The sequence below is a fragment of the Variovorax sp. 160MFSha2.1 genome, from assembly GCF_048305075.1.
Taxonomy (GTDB): domain Bacteria; phylum Pseudomonadota; class Gammaproteobacteria; order Burkholderiales; family Burkholderiaceae_C; genus Variovorax; species Variovorax guangxiensis.
In genome coordinates this window covers 3,080,438-3,097,867 of record NZ_CP157624.1, presented here as the reverse complement: position 1 = coordinate 3,097,867, position 17,430 = coordinate 3,080,438, and the positions used below count along the sequence as shown (strand labels likewise).

16 protein-coding genes and 1 riboswitch are annotated in these 17,430 nt (G+C 68.8%); of the genes, 12 read left to right on the top strand and 4 right to left on the bottom strand.

The features are described 5' to 3' along the window. Nucleotides 1-9 precede the first annotated feature (9 nt). Together fdxA and ABL838_RS13960 are read left to right on the top strand one after the other, a co-directional pair. Nucleotides 10-339 (top strand): ferredoxin FdxA, encoded by a 330-nt coding sequence (gene fdxA, locus ABL838_RS13965; RefSeq protein WP_126019243.1) that lies wholly within the window; start codon nt 10-12, stop codon nt 337-339. Continuing rightward, nucleotides 297-1,379 (top strand): NAD(P)/FAD-dependent oxidoreductase, encoded by a 1,083-nt coding sequence (locus ABL838_RS13960; protein ID WP_418125658.1) that lies wholly within the window; start codon nt 297-299, stop codon nt 1,377-1,379. The genes fdxA and ABL838_RS13960 overlap by 43 nt, the downstream gene beginning before the upstream one ends. On the opposite strand, the gene ABL838_RS13955 is transcribed toward ABL838_RS13960, so the two are convergent. After that, nucleotides 1,376-2,686 carry an aspartate aminotransferase family protein gene (locus ABL838_RS13955; RefSeq protein WP_418125656.1) on the bottom strand — a complete coding sequence of 437 codons (1,311 nt, stop codon included), beginning with the start codon at nt 2,684-2,686 and terminating at the stop codon, nt 1,376-1,378. The genes ABL838_RS13960 and ABL838_RS13955 overlap by 4 nt on opposite strands. Nucleotides 2,687-2,798: 112 nt before the next feature. On the opposite strand from ABL838_RS13955, the gene ABL838_RS13950 reads away from it, so the two are divergent. Next, complete coding sequence (locus ABL838_RS13950; protein WP_418125655.1) at nt 2,799-3,542, top strand: TetR/AcrR family transcriptional regulator; 744 nt, start codon at nt 2,799-2,801, stop codon at nt 3,540-3,542. On the opposite strand, the gene ABL838_RS13945 is transcribed toward ABL838_RS13950, so the two are convergent. Further along, nucleotides 3,529-4,470, bottom strand: a complete 942-nt coding sequence (locus ABL838_RS13945) for a LysR family transcriptional regulator (protein WP_369658302.1) — start codon at nt 4,468-4,470, stop codon at nt 3,529-3,531. The genes ABL838_RS13950 and ABL838_RS13945 overlap by 14 nt on opposite strands. An 84-nt stretch (nt 4,471-4,554) precedes the next feature. Here ABL838_RS13945 and ABL838_RS13940 point away from each other — a divergent pair, with 84 nt between their 5' ends. Genes ABL838_RS13940 through ABL838_RS13930 form a run of 3 tightly spaced genes read left to right on the top strand, consistent with a single transcriptional unit; the run spans nt 4,555 to nt 7,762 of the window. Next, nucleotides 4,555-5,562 (top strand): Bug family tripartite tricarboxylate transporter substrate binding protein, encoded by a 1,008-nt coding sequence (locus ABL838_RS13940; RefSeq protein WP_418125654.1) that lies wholly within the window; start codon nt 4,555-4,557, stop codon nt 5,560-5,562. After that, complete coding sequence (locus ABL838_RS13935) at nt 5,559-6,782, top strand: Rieske 2Fe-2S domain-containing protein (protein ID WP_418125653.1); 1,224 nt, start codon at nt 5,559-5,561, stop codon at nt 6,780-6,782. The genes ABL838_RS13940 and ABL838_RS13935 overlap by 4 nt, the downstream gene beginning before the upstream one ends. Next, a complete protein-coding gene (locus ABL838_RS13930; protein ID WP_369658305.1) occupies nt 6,779-7,762 on the top strand; it encodes a PDR/VanB family oxidoreductase in 984 nt (327 codons plus the stop codon). Before ABL838_RS13935 ends, ABL838_RS13930 begins: the two co-directional genes overlap by 4 nt. On the opposite strand, the gene ABL838_RS13925 is transcribed toward ABL838_RS13930, so the two are convergent. Further along, nucleotides 7,736-9,634, bottom strand: coding sequence for an adenylate/guanylate cyclase domain-containing protein (locus tag ABL838_RS13925; protein WP_418125652.1), 1,899 nt, complete (start codon nt 9,632-9,634; stop codon nt 7,736-7,738). The genes ABL838_RS13930 and ABL838_RS13925 overlap by 27 nt on opposite strands. Before the next feature lie 198 nt (nt 9,635-9,832). Continuing rightward, nucleotides 9,833-9,933, top strand: a riboswitch (TPP riboswitch). A gap of 76 nt (nt 9,934-10,009) precedes the next feature. Between ABL838_RS13925 and ABL838_RS13920 the strand changes: the two genes are divergently transcribed. Further along, nucleotides 10,010-11,353 (top strand): purine-cytosine permease family protein, encoded by a 1,344-nt coding sequence (locus ABL838_RS13920; protein ID WP_418125651.1) that lies wholly within the window; start codon nt 10,010-10,012, stop codon nt 11,351-11,353. On the opposite strand, the gene thiD is transcribed toward ABL838_RS13920, so the two are convergent. After that, entirely contained in the window at nt 11,298-12,146 is an 849-nt protein-coding gene (gene thiD, locus ABL838_RS13915; RefSeq protein ID WP_369658308.1) for a bifunctional hydroxymethylpyrimidine kinase/phosphomethylpyrimidine kinase, read from the bottom strand. The genes ABL838_RS13920 and thiD overlap by 56 nt on opposite strands. Nucleotides 12,147-12,181: 35 nt before the next feature. Between thiD and ABL838_RS13910 the strand changes: the two genes are divergently transcribed. From ABL838_RS13910 to ABL838_RS13890, 5 genes are read left to right on the top strand one after another with little or no spacing between them, the layout of a single operon-like run. After that, nucleotides 12,182-13,273: an FAD-dependent oxidoreductase gene (locus ABL838_RS13910; RefSeq protein ID WP_369658309.1), complete on the top strand. Its 1,092-nt coding sequence runs from the start codon at nt 12,182-12,184 to the stop codon at nt 13,271-13,273. Next, nucleotides 13,270-13,473, top strand: a complete 204-nt coding sequence (gene thiS / locus ABL838_RS13905) for a sulfur carrier protein ThiS (protein ID WP_126019219.1) — start codon at nt 13,270-13,272, stop codon at nt 13,471-13,473. Before ABL838_RS13910 ends, thiS begins: the two co-directional genes overlap by 4 nt. Before the next feature lie 18 nt (nt 13,474-13,491). Next, nucleotides 13,492-14,304, top strand: a complete 813-nt coding sequence (locus ABL838_RS13900; RefSeq protein WP_184638334.1) for a thiazole synthase — start codon at nt 13,492-13,494, stop codon at nt 14,302-14,304. Continuing rightward, nucleotides 14,301-15,236 (top strand): thiamine phosphate synthase, encoded by a 936-nt coding sequence (locus tag ABL838_RS13895; protein ID WP_418125650.1) that lies wholly within the window; start codon nt 14,301-14,303, stop codon nt 15,234-15,236. Before ABL838_RS13900 ends, ABL838_RS13895 begins: the two co-directional genes overlap by 4 nt. A gap of 5 nt (nt 15,237-15,241) precedes the next feature. After that, a complete protein-coding gene (locus ABL838_RS13890) occupies nt 15,242-17,401 on the top strand; it encodes a TonB-dependent siderophore receptor (protein WP_418125649.1) in 2,160 nt (719 codons plus the stop codon). Nucleotides 17,402-17,430: the final 29 nt, after the last annotated feature.

Genomic DNA, 17,430 nt, shown 5'->3' with positions numbered 1-17,430 from the left:
AGAAAACAAATGACCCACGTCGTCTCCGAAGCCTGCATCCGTTGCAAATACACCGACTGCGTGGACGTTTGCCCCGTCGACTGCTTCCGCGAAGGTCCCAACATGCTGGTGATCGACCCGGACGAGTGCATCGACTGCGCGGTCTGCATCCCCGAGTGCCCGGTCAACGCGATCTACGCCGAGGAAGACCTGCCGGCCAACCAGATCGCCTTCATCAAGATCAACGCCGAACTGGCCCAGGCCGACGGCTGGAAGAGCATCACCAAGCGCAAGCCCGCCCTGCCCGACGCCGAGGAGTGGAAGGACAAGACGGACAAGATCGGGGAGCTGGTGCGCTGAACCAGCCCGCCGCCCCTGCCGTTTCCCCGATCGAGACCGACGCGCTGATCGTCGGCGCCGGCCCCGTGGGGCTGTTCCAGGCCTTCCAGCTGGGCCTGCTCGAAATCTCCTGCCACATCGTCGATGCACTGCCCGCCGCCGGCGGCCAGTGCGTAGCGCTGTATGGCGACAAGCCCATCTACGACATCCCCGGCACGCCCGTGACCAGCGGGCGCGACCTGGCGCAGTCGCTGCTGCAGCAGGTGGCGCCCTTCAAGCCGCAATTCCATTTCGGCGAGCAGGTTTCCACCCTGGCGCGCGAGGCCGACGGGCGGCTGCTTCTCACCACTTCGGCGGGCAAATCATTCCTCGCCAAAACGGTGTTCATCGCGGCCGGTATCGGCGCCTTCGTGCCCAAGCGCATCGCGGTCGAAGGCATCGCGCAATTCGAGGGCTCCTCGCTCTTCTATCACCCTGATTCGCTGGACCGCTTCGCCGGGCAGACGGTGGTGGTCAACGGTGGCGACGACATCGCGCTCGAAACCGCCATTGCACTCACCGCCATCGCGAAGCAGGTCACGCTGGTGCACCGGCGCGACGGCTTCCAGGCAGAGGAAGCCACCGTTTCGGCCATGCGCGCCCTCGTGGCCGCGAGCAAGATGGCCTTCCAGGTCGGCCAGCCCACGGCCTTCGACGGCAAGCAGCTCCAGATCACCACGCCCGACGCGACCACGCTCGACCTGCCGCTGGACGCGCTGGTCGCCTGCCTGGGCATCTCGCCGCGCCTCGGCCCCATCGCCGACTGGGGGCTGGAGCTGGAGCGCAAGCAGGTGCCGGTGGACACAGAGAAGTACGAAACCCGCGAACGCGGCGTGTTCGCGGTGGGCGACATCAACACCTATCCGGGCAAGAAGAAGCTCATCGTCTGCGGCTTCCACGAGGCCACGCTGGCTGCCTGGGGCGCCACGGCCATCGTGTTCCCCGGCAAGGCCGTTCCGCTGCAGTACACGACCACCAGCACCCGCCTGCACGAGCTGCTGGGCGTGGCCGGCTCCCGCTAGTTCCTAGCGGCACCGGGCAGCAGCACCCGGTATTCGCCGATGAAGCTACCGATGGCGGCCACGTAGCGGTCGATGTCCGCATCGGTCAGCGGCAGCGACAGCACCACGAAGCCGCGCGGCGAGGTGTAGATGCCCTCGCTCAGCAGGTGGAAGAAGAGCAGCTGTCGCAGCCGGGCGTCGACCGGTGCCAGGTCATCGGTGCTGCGCACCTCGCCGCCCACGAAATGCGCGTTCATCAGCGAGCCGATGCCGGTGAACTGCATCGCGACACCCTCGCCTGCGCACAGCGTGTTCAGCCGCTGCCGCATTGCATCGCCACGCGCTGCCAGTGCGCCCGCGGCCTCCGGCGTGAACAGCTTAGTGAGCCCGGCATGGCCGGCCGCCATCGTCAGCACGTTGTTGTTGAAGGTGCCCGAATGGGCCAGCGGCCCGGTGCGCGGATCGAACAGCGCCATCACGTCGGCACGTCCGCCGAAGGCGCCGAAGGACATGCCGCCGCCGATGTACTTGCCCAGTGTGGTCAGGTCGGAGCGGATGCCCAGCTTGTTCGCCAGCCCGTGCGGCGCGAGGCGCGAAGTCATCACCTCGTCGAAGATCAGCAGCGCGCCGACGCGGGTGGCCGATTCGCGCAGCGCCTGCAGGAACTCCAGCCGGCCCGGAATGCAACCGCCCGCGCCCTGCATCGGCTCCAGCAACACGGCGGCGATCTCGGGGCCGTGCCTGTCGATCTGCTCGCGCGCGGTCCGCTCGTCGTTGTAGGGCAGCACCAGGAAGTCGAAGGGCACGGTCGTCGGCAGCGGCTTGGCGCCGAAGCCAAGCACGCCGCCGTGATAGCCGCCCGAAAACACGACGAGCTTGCGGCGGCCGGTGAAGTGCAGCGCCGCCGTCAGCGCCATCAGGTTCGCCTCGGTGCCGGAGTTGGTGAAGCGCAGTTGCTCGATCTGCGGAAAGCGCTCGCAGATGAGCCTGGCGAGCCGGCCTTCGAGCAGGTTGTGGCCTGTGAGGTTGATGCCGCTGTTCATCGCTTCGGCGACGGCCTCCCGGATCTCTGGCGCCGAATGGCCGTAGACGCCGGCCGTGTACTCGGCGATGAAGTCGGCATAGCGGTGGCCGTCGGCGTCCCACAGCGTCGCGCCCTCGCCTTTCGCGATGGTCAGCGGGAACGGCGCGTAGAACAGCACCGAGCGGCTGTTGGCACCGGGCATGTAGCGCGCCTGTTCCTCGAACTGGCGCATGCTGGCGGGATTGCCTTCGGTGAAGCGCAGGTGCGCTGCTGCGAGGGCCTGGTCGATGTCGGCGTGCGCCATGGCAATGTCCTTCGTAGGGTGTGCGCCCGTCGCATGCAGCGCGATTTATTGTTCGATGCTCAATTTATTTTGTTTATACAGTCAACCCGACTGCCGCACAATGGCTGCAACCATGACGAAGCAATCGCCCCCCAAGTCACCGAAACCCCGCACTGCCGGCCGCCCCTCCGGCGGCGGTGGCCTGACGAAGCAGCGCATCGCCGAGGAGGCGCTCGCGCAGATCGACGAATTCGGCCTGGGCGCCTTCAGCATGCGCGAGGTGGCGGCCCGGCTCGACGTCTACCCGGCCACCGTGCACTGGCACGTGAGCACGCGCGAGGCACTGCTGGCCGAAGTGGCGGCGCTGGTCATGGCCGAGGTCGCGCCGCCGCCCGGCAAGCTCGTCTGGAAGGACTGGATCGCCGAACTCTTCCGCCGCTGCCGTGCCGCCGTGCGGCGCCATCCGAACGTGGCGCAGCTGCTGGGCGCGCAACTGGTGTCCAACGGCAGCCTGCCGATGGAGCTGGTCGAAGGCATCCTCGCCACGCTGGCCGACGCCGGCTTCGAGGACGAAGCGCTGCTGGAGGCCTACAACTGCGTGGTCGCCGCGATGCTGGGCTTCCTGACGATGGAGTTCTCGCCCCTGCCCGCCGACAACACGCAGGCCTGGGCCGAGGAGCTGCGCGAACGCGTGCACACGATCCGTCCGCTCGACCACCCGGTGCTCACGCGCAATCTCGCTCAGCTGGCAAACAAGGCCTTCATCCTGCGCTGGGACAACGGCACGACGGTGCCGCTGGACAGCAGCTTCGAGCGCCATATCCAGATCACCATCGACGGGCTCGAAGCCTTCGCGCGCCGGATCAGAGCCCGCTAGCGGCAGCGCCTTCGGCCGGCGCGTCGCGCCCGATGCGCAGCAGCGCGTCCTTCAGCCAAAGCAGGCCGGCGTCGGAGTTGGAGCGCCGGTTCCAGCACACCACCGAGCGGTAGCCCTGCAGTTCGAAGGGCAGTGGATGCACCGCGAGCAGATGCCTGAAGCGCTCGGCCACGCGCAGCGGCATCACGGCGACATGGTCGGTCTGCGCCAGCAGGTCGACGATCTGGCCGAAGCTGGTCATGGCCACGCTCATAGTGCGCGTGCGGCCCAGCCGCGCCAGCACCTGGTCGATGAGATCGTCGAGTGCCGAACTGCCGTAGCCCAGGAACACGTGCGGCGCCTCGCAGAAGTCGTCGAGCGTGGCTTGCTGCGTCATCGTCGGATGGCCCAGCCGCACCGCGACCACGTAGCGGTCCTCGTACAGCAACTCCGATTCGCAGTCGCTCGGCGGCTGCAGCCGCGGCAGCACGGCGATGTCGAAGTCGCCCTTGCGCAGCCGCTCGGTCAGCGTGAGGAAGGAACTGGTCTCCCAGTAGATGCGCACGCGCGAGCCGCAGGCCACCAGCTCGTTGGCCAGCCTCGGCAGCAGCAGGTGGCTAGCGTAGTCGCCGCCCGAGATGCGGAAGATGCGCTGCGACCCGGCCGGGTCGAAGCCCTCGCCGGGCTCGAGCATCGCCGACAGGTCGGCCAGCACGCGCTCTACCTGCCCGGCCAGGGCCTGCGCGCGGGCGGTGGGCTCCACGCCGTGCGCGGTGCGGGTGAAGAGCGGATCGCCGAAGGTATCGCGCAGCCGGTTGAGCGAGGCGCTCACCGCAGGCTGGCTCAGGAAGAGCCGGGTCGCCGCGCGCGACACGCTGCGCTCGCGCATCAGCGCATCGAAGGTCCGCAGCATGCCGACGTCGAGGCTGCGGATATCACGTTGGGCCATATCTCATATCAAAAGCTTCGAATTGCCCGCGGGGCGGGCTGTCCGTATCGTCGAGCGCACAAGTACATCACGACTGGAGACACGATGAATCGGTTCAGACCCTCGCCGCCCGGCGAGGCCACACGCCGCCGCGCGCTCGGCACCCTCGGCGCGGGCCTCGCGGCACTCGCCCTGCCCGCCTTCGCGCAGACGCCGCACTTTCCCAACCGCGTGGTGCGCATCATCCCCTTCGGCTCCGGCGGCGGCCCGATGGACACCATCGCCCGCGTCTACGCCGAAAAGCTCAAGGCCCGCTGGAACCAGCCGGTGATCGTCGAGGCCAAGCCCGGCGCCAGCGGCACCATCGCCGCCGACACCGTCGCAAAAGCCACGCCCGACGGCTACACCGTGCTTCTCACACTGCCGCTCACCCACATCAACAACGCGGTGCTGCAACCGAAGCTGCCCTACGACCCGGTGAAAGACTTCGAGCCGCTGTCGCAGCTTGCCACCGGCGGGCCGATGCTGATCGCACGCGCCTCGGCGCCGTTCTCGAACGTGCGCGAGTTCGTGGCCTATGCCAAGGCGCATCCCGGCATCTCCTACGGCACCTGGGGCAATGGCTCCAACGCTCATCTGTTCGGCGAGCTGCTGGCGCGGCAGAACAAGCTCGACCTGGTGCACGTGCCCTACAAGGCCGAGGCCGCCGCGCACAACGACATGTTCGGCGAGGCACTGGGCGTGGCCTGGGCCAATCCGGCGACCGCGCGCGGCCTCGCGCAGGCCGGGCGCATCAAGGTGCTGGGCATCACCGGGCGCCAGCGGGTGCGCTCGATGCCCGACGTGCCGACCTTCACCGAACAGGGCTTTCCCGGTTTCGACCTCGACAGCTGGATCGGCGTGTATGCCCCCGCGAAGACGCCGCAGCCCGTGCTCGACGAGTGGTCGGCCGCGCTGCGCGAGATCACGAAGATGCCCGATATCCAGGAGCGCCTGGCCGGCTTCGGATTCGAGCCGCTGGGCAGCACGCCCGCCGAGTTCAGGGCCAGCTACAAGGCCGACTTTCCCCGTGTCGCGGACCTGATCAAGGCCGCAGGAGTCACTCCCGAATGAGCACCGTCGCATCCGCATCCCCCACCGCCGAATGGCAGCCCATCGCCTTCGACACCGGCACAGCCTACGGCCGCAAGCCGCCGAGCCACAAGCCAGAGCTGACCGAGGTCGGCGGGGGCACGCCCATGGGCGAACTGCTGCGCCGCTACTGGCATCCCATCGGTCTCGCCGCCGACGCCACCGACACGCCGCGCCAGGTGCGCGTGCTGGGCGAGGACCTGATCCTGTTCCGCGACAGGAAGGGCCGCCCGGGCCTCGTGCACTGGCGCTGCGCGCACCGGGGCGCCTCGCTCTACTACGGGCGCGTCGAGGAAGAAGGCATCCGCTGCTGCTACCACGGCTGGATGTTCGACGTGCAGGGCCATTGCGTCGACCAGCCCTGCGAGCCCGACGGCGGCGCGCGCAGCCGGGGCCGCGTGCGCCAGCCCTGGTATCCGGTGCAGGAGCAGTACGGGCTGATCTGGGCCTACCTCGGCCCGGCCGAGAAGAAGCCGGTGCTGCCGCGCTACGACTGCCTGGAGACGCTGGACGAAGGCGAGACGCTGGAGGCCGACGGCAACAGCATCGGCGGCGGCGGGCCGCAGATCATTCCGTGCAACTGGCTGCAGCACTACGAGAACGTGGCCGACCCCTTCCACGTGCCCGTGCTGCACGGCAGCTTCAGCGGCACGCAGTTCGTGGCGCTGATGGGCCAGATGCCCGACGTGACCTTCGAGAGCACCGACACCGGCGTGAAGATCATCTCGATCCGCAAGCTGGAAGACGGCAGCATCTTCCGCCGCGTGGCGGGCCCGGTGCTGCCCACGCTGCGCGTGGTGCCAAACCCGCGCGTGGCGGCCTACGGCCGGGTGGAGTCCATCGGCTGGGTGCTGCCCATCGACGACCACAGCTTCCGCATCTACACCGTGGGCCGCGTGAAGACGCCGGGCGACCTGGCCCGCGTGCGCTCGCGCCTGAACGGCAAGCTGTGGGAAGAACTGACCGAGGCCGAGCACCGCGCCTTCCCGGGCGACTACGAAGCGCAGGTGAGCCAGGGCGCGATCACCGCGCATTCGGAAGAGCACCTGGCCACCTCCGACCGCGGCATCGTGATGCTGCGCCGGCTGCTGCAGCGCCAGCTCGATGCGGTGCGCGAGGGGCGCGATCCGGCGGGCGTGAGCTTCGACCCGGCAGCGCCGCCCGTGCATTTCGACGCCGGAAACTTCATCGTGAGCGAATGAGCGCAGCGGCGTCCATCGCGGGCCAGCCCATCGCCGTGCGGGTGGCGCGCAAGACGGTCGAGGCCGAGGACGTGGCCAGCTTCCGGCTGGTCTCGGCCAGCGGCGCGCCGCTGCCGGGCTTCGCGCCAGGCGCGCACATCGACGTGTCGCTGCCCGGCGGGCTGGTGCGCCAGTATTCGCTGTGCAACCTGCCAGGGCAAGACGAGCACTACGAGATCGGTGTGCTGCGCGACGCCGCCTCACGCGGCGGCTCCCTCGCGATGCACGATGCGGTGCATGAAGGCGCGGTGCTGAACATCAGCCCGCCGCGCAACCACTTTCCGCTGGACGAAGGCGCCGCGCACAGCCTGCTGCTGGCCGGCGGCATCGGCGTGACCCCGCTGCTGTCGATGGCTCAGCGGCTGGCCTCGCTGGGTGCCGATTTCGCGCTGCACTGCTGCAGCCGAACCGCCGCGCGGGCGCCCTACCGGCGTCGGCTGGAAGGCAGCGACTTCGCCGACAGGGTGTTCTTCCACCATGACGACGGTCCGCCCACGCAACGGCTGGATCTCGCCGCGACCATCGGCCGCCCGGCACCCGGCAGGCACATCTACGTGTGCGGCCCGCAGGGCTTCCTCGATGCGGTGCGAGCCATGGCACGCGACCTGCAATGGCCGGACGCCCAGGTGCACTTCGAATACTTCTCGGGCGCGATGCAGCCGGCAGGCGAACAAGGCGAGTTCGAAGTCGAGCTGCGCAGTTCGGGCCGCGTGGTGCGCGTGCCAGCCTCGCTCAGCGTGGTGGACGCACTGGCGGCCGAGGGTGTCGACATCCCCGTGTCCTGCGCGCAGGGCGTGTGCGGCACCTGCCTTACGCGCGTGCTGCAGGGCGAGGTCGAGCACCGCGACCTCTATCTCACGCCCGAGGAGCAGGCCGCCAACGACCAGTTCCTGCCCTGCTGCTCGCGGGCCCGTTCAGCCCGGCTGATGCTCGATCTGTAGCAGCTCGTAGAGCACCATGCGCGTCTGCCGGCCGCGCAGCTCCGCGAGCTCTTCGATGCGGCGCGTGGCGAGCCGGCCGCCCAACCCCTCGAAGGTGGCCTCGGAGATCAGCGTGCGCGTGCCCAGCTCCTTGTTGGCACCCTCGATGCGGCTCGCCGCATTGATCGCGTCGCCGATGGCGGTGTACGACAGGCGGTTGCTCGAGCCGAGCACACCCGCGATCACATGGCCGGTGTGGATGCCCACGCGCGTGCGGAACTCCTGCAGGCCCTCGGCGCGCCACTTCTCGTTGAGCGCGTTCATCTCGGCATGCAGCTCGATCGCCGCGAGGCAGGCGCGGTACTCAGCATCCTCGAGTTCGGTGGGTGCGCCCCACAGCACCATGATGCCGTCGCCCATGAACTTGTCGATCACGCCGCCGTGACGCGCGAAGATGCCGGCGGCGAGATTGAAGTACTCGGTGAGCTGGCGCACGAGCACCTCGGCCGGCATCGACTCCGAGATGCTGGTGAAGCCCTCCACGTCGGTGAACATCGCGGTGATGCGCTTCGGCGAGCCGCTCGGCCCCAGCGCGTGCCCTTCCGCGACGAGTTGCCGGATGATGTCCACCGGCACGAACTTGCTGAAGGCCTTGAGGCTGCGCGCGGATTCGTCCAGCGCCTGGTTGAGGTGCTGCACCTCGAGCACCCGGCTCGGCTCGATCGGCAGATCGTCGAGTTCCAGCCGCCCGATGCGGCGCGCGACGCGCGAGAGGTTCTCGATGGGCCCGGTCACCAGCTTCGACAACCGCAGCGAAATGATGAGCGCCAGCGCCAGGAAGCTGACCGTCAGCGCCAGCGACCAGAGCACCGAGCGCTGCAGGCCACCGAGCAGCAGCTCCTCGGGCTCCCAGCTCACGAGCTGCCACCGGGTGTGCGGCAGGTGCGAGGTCTGCACGAGGTAGCGACTGCCTTCGTGCTCGATGGAGAAGGCCTGGTCGTCGGCCCCGCCTGCCGTGCTGACCGAGAGCATGTGCGCATGGATGGCGCCGAGCACGCCGCTGTCGGGCGATTCCAGCTCGCGCACCGGATCGGGATGGTCGCTGCGCGCGATCACGTGGTGATCCGAACTCATCAGGGCGCTCTCGCCATGGCCCTGCGCACCGAAGGCACCCACGAGCCTGGCCAGATGCCCCAGCGACACGTTGGCATCGACCACGAGTCCCCGCGTGTGCCCTTCGTCGTCGGCGCGCGCCGAAGGCCGCGCGTGCCCGACGGCCAGCTCCTGCGAGTCGCTCATCATGAATGGCTGGGTCCACACCGGTCCTTTCGCCTTCATGGCCTCCAGGTACCAGGTGCGCTTCTCGGGATCGAAGTCGCTGCGGTAGGCCGAGATCGATGTTGTCGCAAAACGCTGCTTCGCGTCGCCGCCGTCCCGGTCCGGCGAGTCCTTGTAGTGCCAGGTCTCGGTGCTGAAGCCGTCGGCGCGCAGCACCTGGCGGATGGCCGGCACCGGGTAGCGCACCGCCATCAGCACGTGGCCATGGTCGGTGGCCACGTTGATGCTGTCGATTTCCGGCGTCTGCTCCAGCAGCGTCCAGAGCATCTCGGCAGTCTGCTCGCCGTCTTCGCCGCAGACATGGACACTGGGCGAATCGGCGATCGCACGGATCGCCGCCTCGGTCTTCGCGAGGAAGGCGAGCACGCTGTCCTCGACCCGGTCGTGGTTGATCTTGTGCGCGGCGGTGCCGAGCCTCGACACCAGCCTCTCGGCGGCCCAGTAGCCGAAGGCCACCAGGAGCAGCGACTGCACCAGCGCCACCGCGCAGATGATGGTCCCCACGTCGACCCTGAACCGCCTGAGGCGGGTGCCCTTGAAATCCTCATCGACCATGCAAGCTCCTCTTCATTTCTTGTTTCTGCACGCTTATCGGCATGCGCTCCCGTTTCTTCTGCCGTCGTTTTCCTCGGCGGTCGATTCTCGCGCGGCGCATCCGCATGCCGAGGGTTTTCCCTGCCCGCAAAGGCATGCCTGGCGTCGCGGCTTCCCGGCCCCGCATAAAATCGGCTCCGCGCCACGGGTTTGCCGCGGCGTACTTGCTAGGGGTGTTGGGCGGCTTGCCGTCCGGCTGAGAAAGTCCCTTTGAACCTGATTGAGGTAATCCTCGCGCAGGGAAGCTGGTCCGGTGGCCTCTCACGCCTTCTCGCGTGAAAGCCGCGCCACTGGGGCCTCGCCCACCTGCCAAACCTTTTGCACTGGAGCAAACGGATGGCATACGACGACAAGAACAACGATGCCGCTGGCGTCTCGAACGAGGCGCTGACGCCCCTGCCCGCCTCGCAGCGCGTGTTCGGCTGGCGCGACCATGCCTCGCTCTGGTTCAGCCTCGGCGTGGGGCTGCTTGTGATGCAGATCGGCGCCTACCTGGTGCCGGCCGTGGGCACGCGCGACGCGGCGATCGCCATCGTGCTCGGCTCCTGCATCGGCGCGGGCCTGCTGGCCTGGACCGCGCGGCTTGGCTGCCAGAGCGGCCTGGCGAGCGCCGGCCTCATGCACGCCACCTACGGCAGTGCCTTCGCGCGGCTGCCGGTGCTGCTCAACATCGTGCAGCTGGTGGGCTGGACCACCTTCGAACTCGTGGTGATGCGCGAAGGCACGCAGGCCATCGGCCAGACGGTGGTGGGGCCGGCGCTGGGCAGCTTCTGGGGCGGCGTGCTGACGACCTTGCTGTGGGGCGCGGTGCTGCTGGCGCTGCTCGCCGGCTCGATGGTGAAGCTGGTGCGGCGCTTCGTGAGCCGGTTCGGGCTGCCGCTGGTGGTGCTGTCGCTGCTGTGGCTCACGTGGCAGTTCGCGGCGCAACTGCAGGCCAAGGGGCTGGACGCCTTCTGGGCGCGCCCCGGCGACGGCACGATGGGCATGTTCAGTGCGCTCGACCTGGTGATCGCGATGCCGGTGTCGTGGCTGCCGCTGGTGGCGGACTATGCGCGGCACGGCAAGCGCAGTTCCGGCGGCCTCGGCGGCGCATTCGGCGGCACCTGGATCGGCTACGCGGTCGCGAACGTCTGGTGCTATGCGCTGGGCGTGATGGTGGTGAGCGTGGCCGAACCGGGCACGGGCCTCGTCACCGCGCTGCTGCTGGCCCAGGGCGGCCTGGTGGCGCTGGGCCTCATCCTCATCGACGAGCTCGACAACGCGTACGGCGACGTCTACTCGGGCTCGGTCTCCACGCACAGCCTGCTGCCGCGCTGGAGCGTGAAGCGCTGGGGCCTGCTGCTGGCTGCCCTGTGCATCGCGCTGGCGCTGGTGCTGCCGATGCACACGCTGGAGCCCTTCCTGCTGCTGCTGAGTTCGGTGTTCGTGCCGCTGTATGGGGTGATCATCGGCCGGCTGGGCAGCGGCGAGGCGGTATCGCCGCAAGGCGCGCGGCGCAAAATCGACTTCGGCGCGGCACTGATCTGGATCGCGGGCATCGCCGCGTATCACGCGCTTGCCAAGTGGGCACCGCAGTTCGGCTCCGCGCTGCCGACACTGGCCGCGACTTTCGCGCTGGCCTGGCTCAGCCGGCCTTCAACGGCAGCCGGTGCGTCGGCACTGGCGCAAAGCCGTGGTTGAGCGGGCCATGACCCGCGCCGATCTTCACGTCTGCACCTGCAGCCATCGCGCCGAGGATGTAGGCGCGCGCCCTCTCGACCGCCTCGGGCAGCGTCGCGCCCAGCGCAAGGTGCGCGGCAATGGCGGACGACAGCGTGCATCCGGTGCCGTGCAGGTTGCGGCTTTCGATGCGGCCGGAGGCCAGTCGCTTGCGTTCGCCATCGGCCTGCAGCAGCACATCGACCACTTGGTTGCCCGGCAGATGGCCGCCTTTGAGCAGCACGGCCTTCGCGCCGAGCGCCAGCAGTTCGTCGGCCGCGCCGTCGAGTGCATCCACGCCTTCGATGGCACGGCCGATCAGCAAGGCGGCTTCGTCGAGATTGGGCGTGACGACCACGGCGCGCGGGAACAGCTCGCGCACCAGCACCTGCACCGTCTCGGCCGCGATCAGGCGATCGCCGCTGGTGGCGACCATCACGGGGTCGAGCACCACGTTCTTCAGCCGGTAGCGGTCGATGGCCCAGGCCACCACTTCGACCACCTCGGGCGCGTGCAGCATGCCGAGCTTGACGGCATCGACGCCGATGTCTTCGACCACGGCCTGGATCTGCGCCTTGAGGAAGTCGGGCGGCACGCCGTGGATGCCCGAGACGCCCAGCGTGTTCTGCGCGGTGAGCGCAGTGATGGCCGTCATGCCGTAGCAGCCCAGGGCGGCGAAGGTCTTGAGATCGGCCTGGATGCCGGCGCCGCCACCGCTGTCGGAACCGGCGATGGAAAGCACGCGTGCGTAGCGCTGAGTGGGCTCTTGGGTCATGCCGAAAATTATCGGCGACGCGAAGGAGCCCTGGCATGAGCCTTCCTTTCGACTCGGTCGCCATCCTCGGCGCAGGCCTCATGGGCCGGCTGATGGCGGTGACGCTGGCGCACGCCGGGTGCAAGGTCGATGTGTTCGAGGCCGGCAGCGCCGAGGCCGAAGGCGCTGCCGCGCGCGTGGCCGCCGCGATGCTGGCGCCGCTGGCCGAATCGGCCGTCGCACCGGTGTCTGTCGTGCGCATGGGGCAGCACGCGCTCGCGCGCTGGCCGGAGCTGCTCGCGCCGCTGGCACAGCCCGTGTTCTTCCAGCGCGAAGGCACGCTGGTGCTCTGGCATCGGCAGGACGCGGCCGAAGCAACGCGGCTCGCCCGCGTGCTCGCGAACACCGGTGCGCAGGTGCCCGAGCTGGCGCCGATGCAATCCGTCGACGCTCGCGCGATCGCCACGCTGGAGCCCTCGCTGGGCCAGCGCTTCGCTCAGGGCCTGTTCCTTCCGGGCGAAGGCCAGCTCGACAATCGCGCGCTGCTGGCCTCGCTGCTCGCCACGCTCGAGAGCAGCCCTCTCGTCACGCTGCACTGGCAATCGCCGCGTACGCCTTCGGACTTCTCGCCCGGAACGACAGGCCAGCCCGACTGGGTAATCGACTGCCGCGGCCTCGGCGCCCGTCCGCAGTGGAATGCTCTTCGTGGTGTGCGCGGCGAGGTGATCCGCGTGCATGCGCCCGAGGTGAGCCTGAAGCGACCGACGCGCCTCGTGCATCCGCGCTACCCGCTCTACATCGCGCCCAAGCCGGGCAACCTGTTCGTGATCGGCGCGACCGAGATCGAGTCGGACGACATGTCGCCCGCCAGCGTGCGCTCCACGCTCGAACTGCTGAGTGCCGCGTATGCGGTGCACAGCGGCTTCGCCGAGGCGCGCATCGTCGAGATCGCGACGCAGTGCCGGCCCACGCTGCCCGACAACCTCCCTGCCCTGCGCCTGCCGCAACCGCGCGTGCTGCAGATCAACGGCCTGTACCGCCACGGTTTCATGATCGCGCCCGCGATGCTCGACGCGGCGATGGAGGTGCTGACGCAGGGCCGCTCGCCCCTTGCGGAGAGCTTCGGCATGGAGACCCGAGACACATGACGATGAACATCCTGATCAACGACAAGCCCTTCACCCTGCCCGACCAGGCGATGCTGACCGACGCGCTGGCCGCGCTGGAGGCCACGCCGCCCTTCGCGGTGGCCGTGAACCGCGAATTCGTGCCGCGCTCGGCCTACGCCACGCGCGCGCTGAAACCCGAAGACCGCGTCGAAGTGATCCGCCCCGTGACGGGCGGCTGATTGATGGAGACAACAGAAATGACGACCCCGAACGACCCCTTGGTGCTCTACGGCGAGACCTTCCACAGCCGCCTGCTGCTGGGCACCGCGCGCTACCCGTCGCCCGACCTGCTCGAAGCCGCCGTGAAGCGCGCGAAGCCCGCAATGCTCACTGCCTCGCTACGCCGGCAGACGGCCAGCCAGGGCTCGGGCAACAGCGAGCTCGGCAACGGCTTCTGGGAGCTGCTGCGCAAGCTCGCGGTGCCGGTATTGCCCAACACCGCCGGCTGCCACAGCATTCAGGAGGTGGTCGCCACCGCGCAGATGGCGCGCGAGCTGTTCGACACGCCGTGGATCAAGCTGGAGCTGATCGGCGACGACTACACGCTGCAGCCCGACACGCTGAACCTGGTCGACGCGGCCTCGCAGTTGATCCGCGAGGGCTTCAAGGTACTGCCCTACTGCACCGAGGACCTCGTGCTGTGCCAGCGCCTGGTCGACGTCGGCTGCCAGGCGGTGATGCCTTGGGCCGCGCCCATCGGCACCGGCCGCGGACCGGTCAACCCCTACGCGCTGCAGGTGCTGCGCGACCGGCTCAAGGTGCCGATGCTGGTGGACGCTGGACTGGGCCTGCCTTCGCACGCCTGCCAGGTGATGGAGTGGGGATACGACGGGGTGCTGCTGAACACGGCCGTCGCGCTGGCGCAGGACCCGGTCGCAATGGCCGGCGCCTTCGCCGACGCAGTGCAGGCCGGGCGCAGCGCGCATCGCGCCGGCGCCATGGCCGCGCAGGAGGCCGCGCAACCCAGCACGCCCGTGCTCGGCACGCCTTTCTGGCACCACGAATCATGAGCACCACATTCGACTCCGGCGCCATCGCGCAGGCCATCGTCGCTGCGCACGGATTGCGCTTCGGCGCGATCACGTCGGCGCCGGTGAGCGCGCCCAACTTCTCTTCCGACGATCCGGTGTATCGCGGCGCCAAGCGCGCGTGTTCCGCGCTCGGCTTCATCGAGATCGACGCCGAATGCCTGGCCCTCGCATGGACCGCGCAGACACAGCGCCTGAGCAGCTTCGATGCTGCGTTGTGGCCCGACGCGCCGGAGGACTTCGGCATGCGCCCCTTTCCGCCCACCGCGCGCGACGACGCATTTCCGCCCTGCCCAGAACGGCTCGGCCTCTATGCCGTGCTGCCCGATGCGAAGTGGGTCGGCCGCATGGCGCGCGCGGGTGTGCCGACGGTGCAACTGCGATTCAAGTCGGACGACAGCGCGGCCATCGAGCGCGAAGTTCAAGCGGCCGTCGAGGAGGTGCGAGGTACCGGCGCGCTGCTCTTCATCAATGACCACTGGCGGGTTGCCATCGCGGCCGGTGCCTACGGCATCCACCTCGGCCAGGAGGATCTCGACGCGCTCTCGCCAGACGAACTGGTGCAACTTCGCGCCTCCGGCCTGCGCCTTGGCGTCAGCACGCACGGCTATGCGGAGATGGTGCGCGCCGACAAGGTGAGCCCGAGCTACATCGCCATGGGCGCCGTGTACCCGACCACGCTCAAGAAGATGGCGACCGCGCCGCAGGGCGTGGCGCGGCTGGGCGCGTATGCGCGGCTGCTGCGCGGCTATCCGCAGGTCGGCATCGGCGGCATCGATGCGGTGCGGCTGCCGGAGGTGCTGGCGACCGGTGTGGGTTCCATCGCCGTGGTGCGCGCACTCGTCGCAGCCGACGACCCGGAAGCCACGGCCGCGGAATGGATCGCGGCCATCGATGCCGCTGCGGGCAAATGAACAGAATGAAAAAGACAGAGCTTCCCTTCGATTCTTCCGGCCGGCATCGGCTGTCTCCCGTCTCGCGTGCGCTGGCAGCCATGCTCTTCGCGGCGGCATGTTCAGCGCATGCGCAGCAGCAATCCGCGCTGCCGGAGATCACCGTCAGCGAAGGCACGGCCGCGCCCCAGGCCGACGTGAGCGGCTTCGGCGACGTGCCGCTTCGCGAGCTGCCGATCTCGGCCACGGTGATCGACAGCAAGCAGCTACAGGCCAGCGGCGCGCGACGGCTCGCCGATCTGACGCAGTTCGACGCTTCCGTCACCGACGCCTACAACTCCGCCGGCTACTGGGACTACCTCACGGTGCGCGGCTTCGTGCTCGACAACCGCTTCAACTACCGGCGCGAGGGCCTGCCGATCAGCGCCGAGACTTCGATTCCGCTCGACAACAAGGAGCGCGTCGAGATCCTGCGCGGCACCAGCGGCATACAGGCCGGCACCAGCGCGCCGGGCGGGCTGGTCAACTACGTCGTGAAGCGGCCCACCGAACAGGACCTGCGCACGGTGCGCATCGAAACCACCAGCCGCGGCAGCGTGCTCGGCGCCATCGACCTCGGCGGGCGCTTCGGCGAGAACCGGCAGTTCGGCTACCGGCTCAACGTGGCAAGCGAAAACCTCAAGCCGCTCACGCACAACCTCGACGGCAACCGCAACCTGTTCTCGCTCGCAGCCGACTGGCGCATCACGCGCGACTCGGTGCTGGAGTTCGAGATCGAGCAAAGCCGCAAGACGCAGCCCAGCCAGAACGGCTACAGCCTGCTGGGCAGCGTGCTGCCGGCACCGGTCGATCCGCGCATCAACCTCAACAATCAGCCGTGGTCGCAGCCCTCGGTGTTCAAGGCGCTGACGGGCACGCTGCGCTTCAGCCAGGCGCTGAACGCCGACTGGCGCTGGAGCGCGCAGATCGGCCAGCAGCGGCTGAAGAGCGACGACCGACTGGCCTATGCCTTCGGCTGCGGCGCCGAAGGCAACTACGACCGCTACTGCTCCGATGGCACCTTCGACTTCTACGACTTCCGCAGCGACAACGAGCGCCGCACGCTGACGGCCGGCAGCATCAACCTCAAGGGCAACGTGACGACGGGCAGCGTGCGGCACGAGCTCGGCTTCGGGCTGCTGCAAAGCCGCGTGCGCAACCGCTTCGACAACCAGGCCTACAACTACGCGGGCACCGGCAACATCTGGGGCACGGCCGTCGTGCCGCCGGCTCCGGATGCCACCACGCCGCAGACCAACCGGGACGAGCGGTCGACCGAGCTCTCGGTGCAGGACGCGATCCGCTGGAACGACCGCTTCACCACCTGGCTCGGCGCGCGCCACACCCGGCTCGACCGCAGCAGCATCGGCAACGACGGCTCGGACCCGACCGGCTACAAGCAGGACGTGACCACGCCATGGATCGCGGCGAGCTACGCCATCCAGCCGGGGCTCCTGGCCTACGCGAGCTGGGGGCGCGGCGTCGAGTCGCAGGTGGTGCCGAACAGGATCTCGCAGTACAGCAACGCGGGGCAGGCCCTGCCCGCGCTGCGCTCGCGTCAGTGGGAGCTTGGCCTCAAGGGCGGCAACGACGCCTTCAACTGGCAGCTCGCATGGTTCGACATCTCGCGGCCGCTGACCAACATGGACCTGTGCAGCGGCTTGTGCGAGGTGCGCAACGACGGCAAGGCGGTGCATCGTGGTCTCGAAGCGGGTGCGCAGTGGAACCAGGGGCCCTGGCGCATCGGTGGCAGCGTGACGCTGATCGATGCGAAGCGGCGCGGGAGCACGGCCAATCCGGCGCTCAACGGGCAGTCGCCGACCAATGTGCCGAAGCAGGTGCTGCGCGCGCAAACGGCGTATCGCTTCTCATCGGTGCCGGGGCTCGAAGTGGCGGGACAGCTTTCTTATGAAGGCCGCCGCAACGTGCTGCCTGATGGCTCGATCACGCTGCCCTCGTGGACGCGCGTCGATGCCGTGCTGCGCTACGACACGAAGCTGCGCGGCGCGAACGCGAGCTGGACGCTGTCGGTAGACAACCTGTTCGATCGCCGCTACTGGAAGGAATCGCCCTACCAGTTCGGGCACGTCTACCTGTTCCCTGGCGCGCCGCGAACGCTGCGTCTGGGGCTGAGCGTTGCACTTTGAACGCGTTGCCGAAAGTCATGAAAAATGAC

Coding starts and splice junctions, on each gene's coding strand:
- fdxA (WP_126019243.1), top strand. CDS start 10: ATGACCCACGTCGTCTCCGAAGCCTGCATCCGTTGCAAATACACCGAC.
- ABL838_RS13955 (WP_418125656.1), bottom strand. CDS start 2,686: ATGGCGCACGCCGACATCGACCAGGCCCTCGCAGCAGCGCACCTGCGC.
- ABL838_RS13950 (WP_418125655.1), top strand. CDS start 2,799: ATGACGAAGCAATCGCCCCCCAAGTCACCGAAACCCCGCACTGCCGGC.
- ABL838_RS13945 (WP_369658302.1), bottom strand. CDS start 4,470: ATGGCCCAACGTGATATCCGCAGCCTCGACGTCGGCATGCTGCGGACC.
- ABL838_RS13940 (WP_418125654.1), top strand. CDS start 4,555: ATGAATCGGTTCAGACCCTCGCCGCCCGGCGAGGCCACACGCCGCCGC.
- ABL838_RS13935 (WP_418125653.1), top strand. CDS start 5,559: ATGAGCACCGTCGCATCCGCATCCCCCACCGCCGAATGGCAGCCCATC.
- ABL838_RS13930 (WP_369658305.1), top strand. CDS start 6,779: ATGAGCGCAGCGGCGTCCATCGCGGGCCAGCCCATCGCCGTGCGGGTG.
- ABL838_RS13925 (WP_418125652.1), bottom strand. CDS start 9,634: ATGGTCGATGAGGATTTCAAGGGCACCCGCCTCAGGCGGTTCAGGGTC.
- ABL838_RS13920 (WP_418125651.1), top strand. CDS start 10,010: ATGGCATACGACGACAAGAACAACGATGCCGCTGGCGTCTCGAACGAG.
- thiD (WP_369658308.1), bottom strand. CDS start 12,146: ATGACCCAAGAGCCCACTCAGCGCTACGCACGCGTGCTTTCCATCGCC.
- ABL838_RS13910 (WP_369658309.1), top strand. CDS start 12,182: ATGAGCCTTCCTTTCGACTCGGTCGCCATCCTCGGCGCAGGCCTCATG.
- thiS (WP_126019219.1), top strand. CDS start 13,270: ATGACGATGAACATCCTGATCAACGACAAGCCCTTCACCCTGCCCGAC.
- ABL838_RS13900 (WP_184638334.1), top strand. CDS start 13,492: ATGACGACCCCGAACGACCCCTTGGTGCTCTACGGCGAGACCTTCCAC.
- ABL838_RS13895 (WP_418125650.1), top strand. CDS start 14,301: ATGAGCACCACATTCGACTCCGGCGCCATCGCGCAGGCCATCGTCGCT.
- ABL838_RS13890 (WP_418125649.1), top strand. CDS start 15,242: ATGAAAAAGACAGAGCTTCCCTTCGATTCTTCCGGCCGGCATCGGCTG.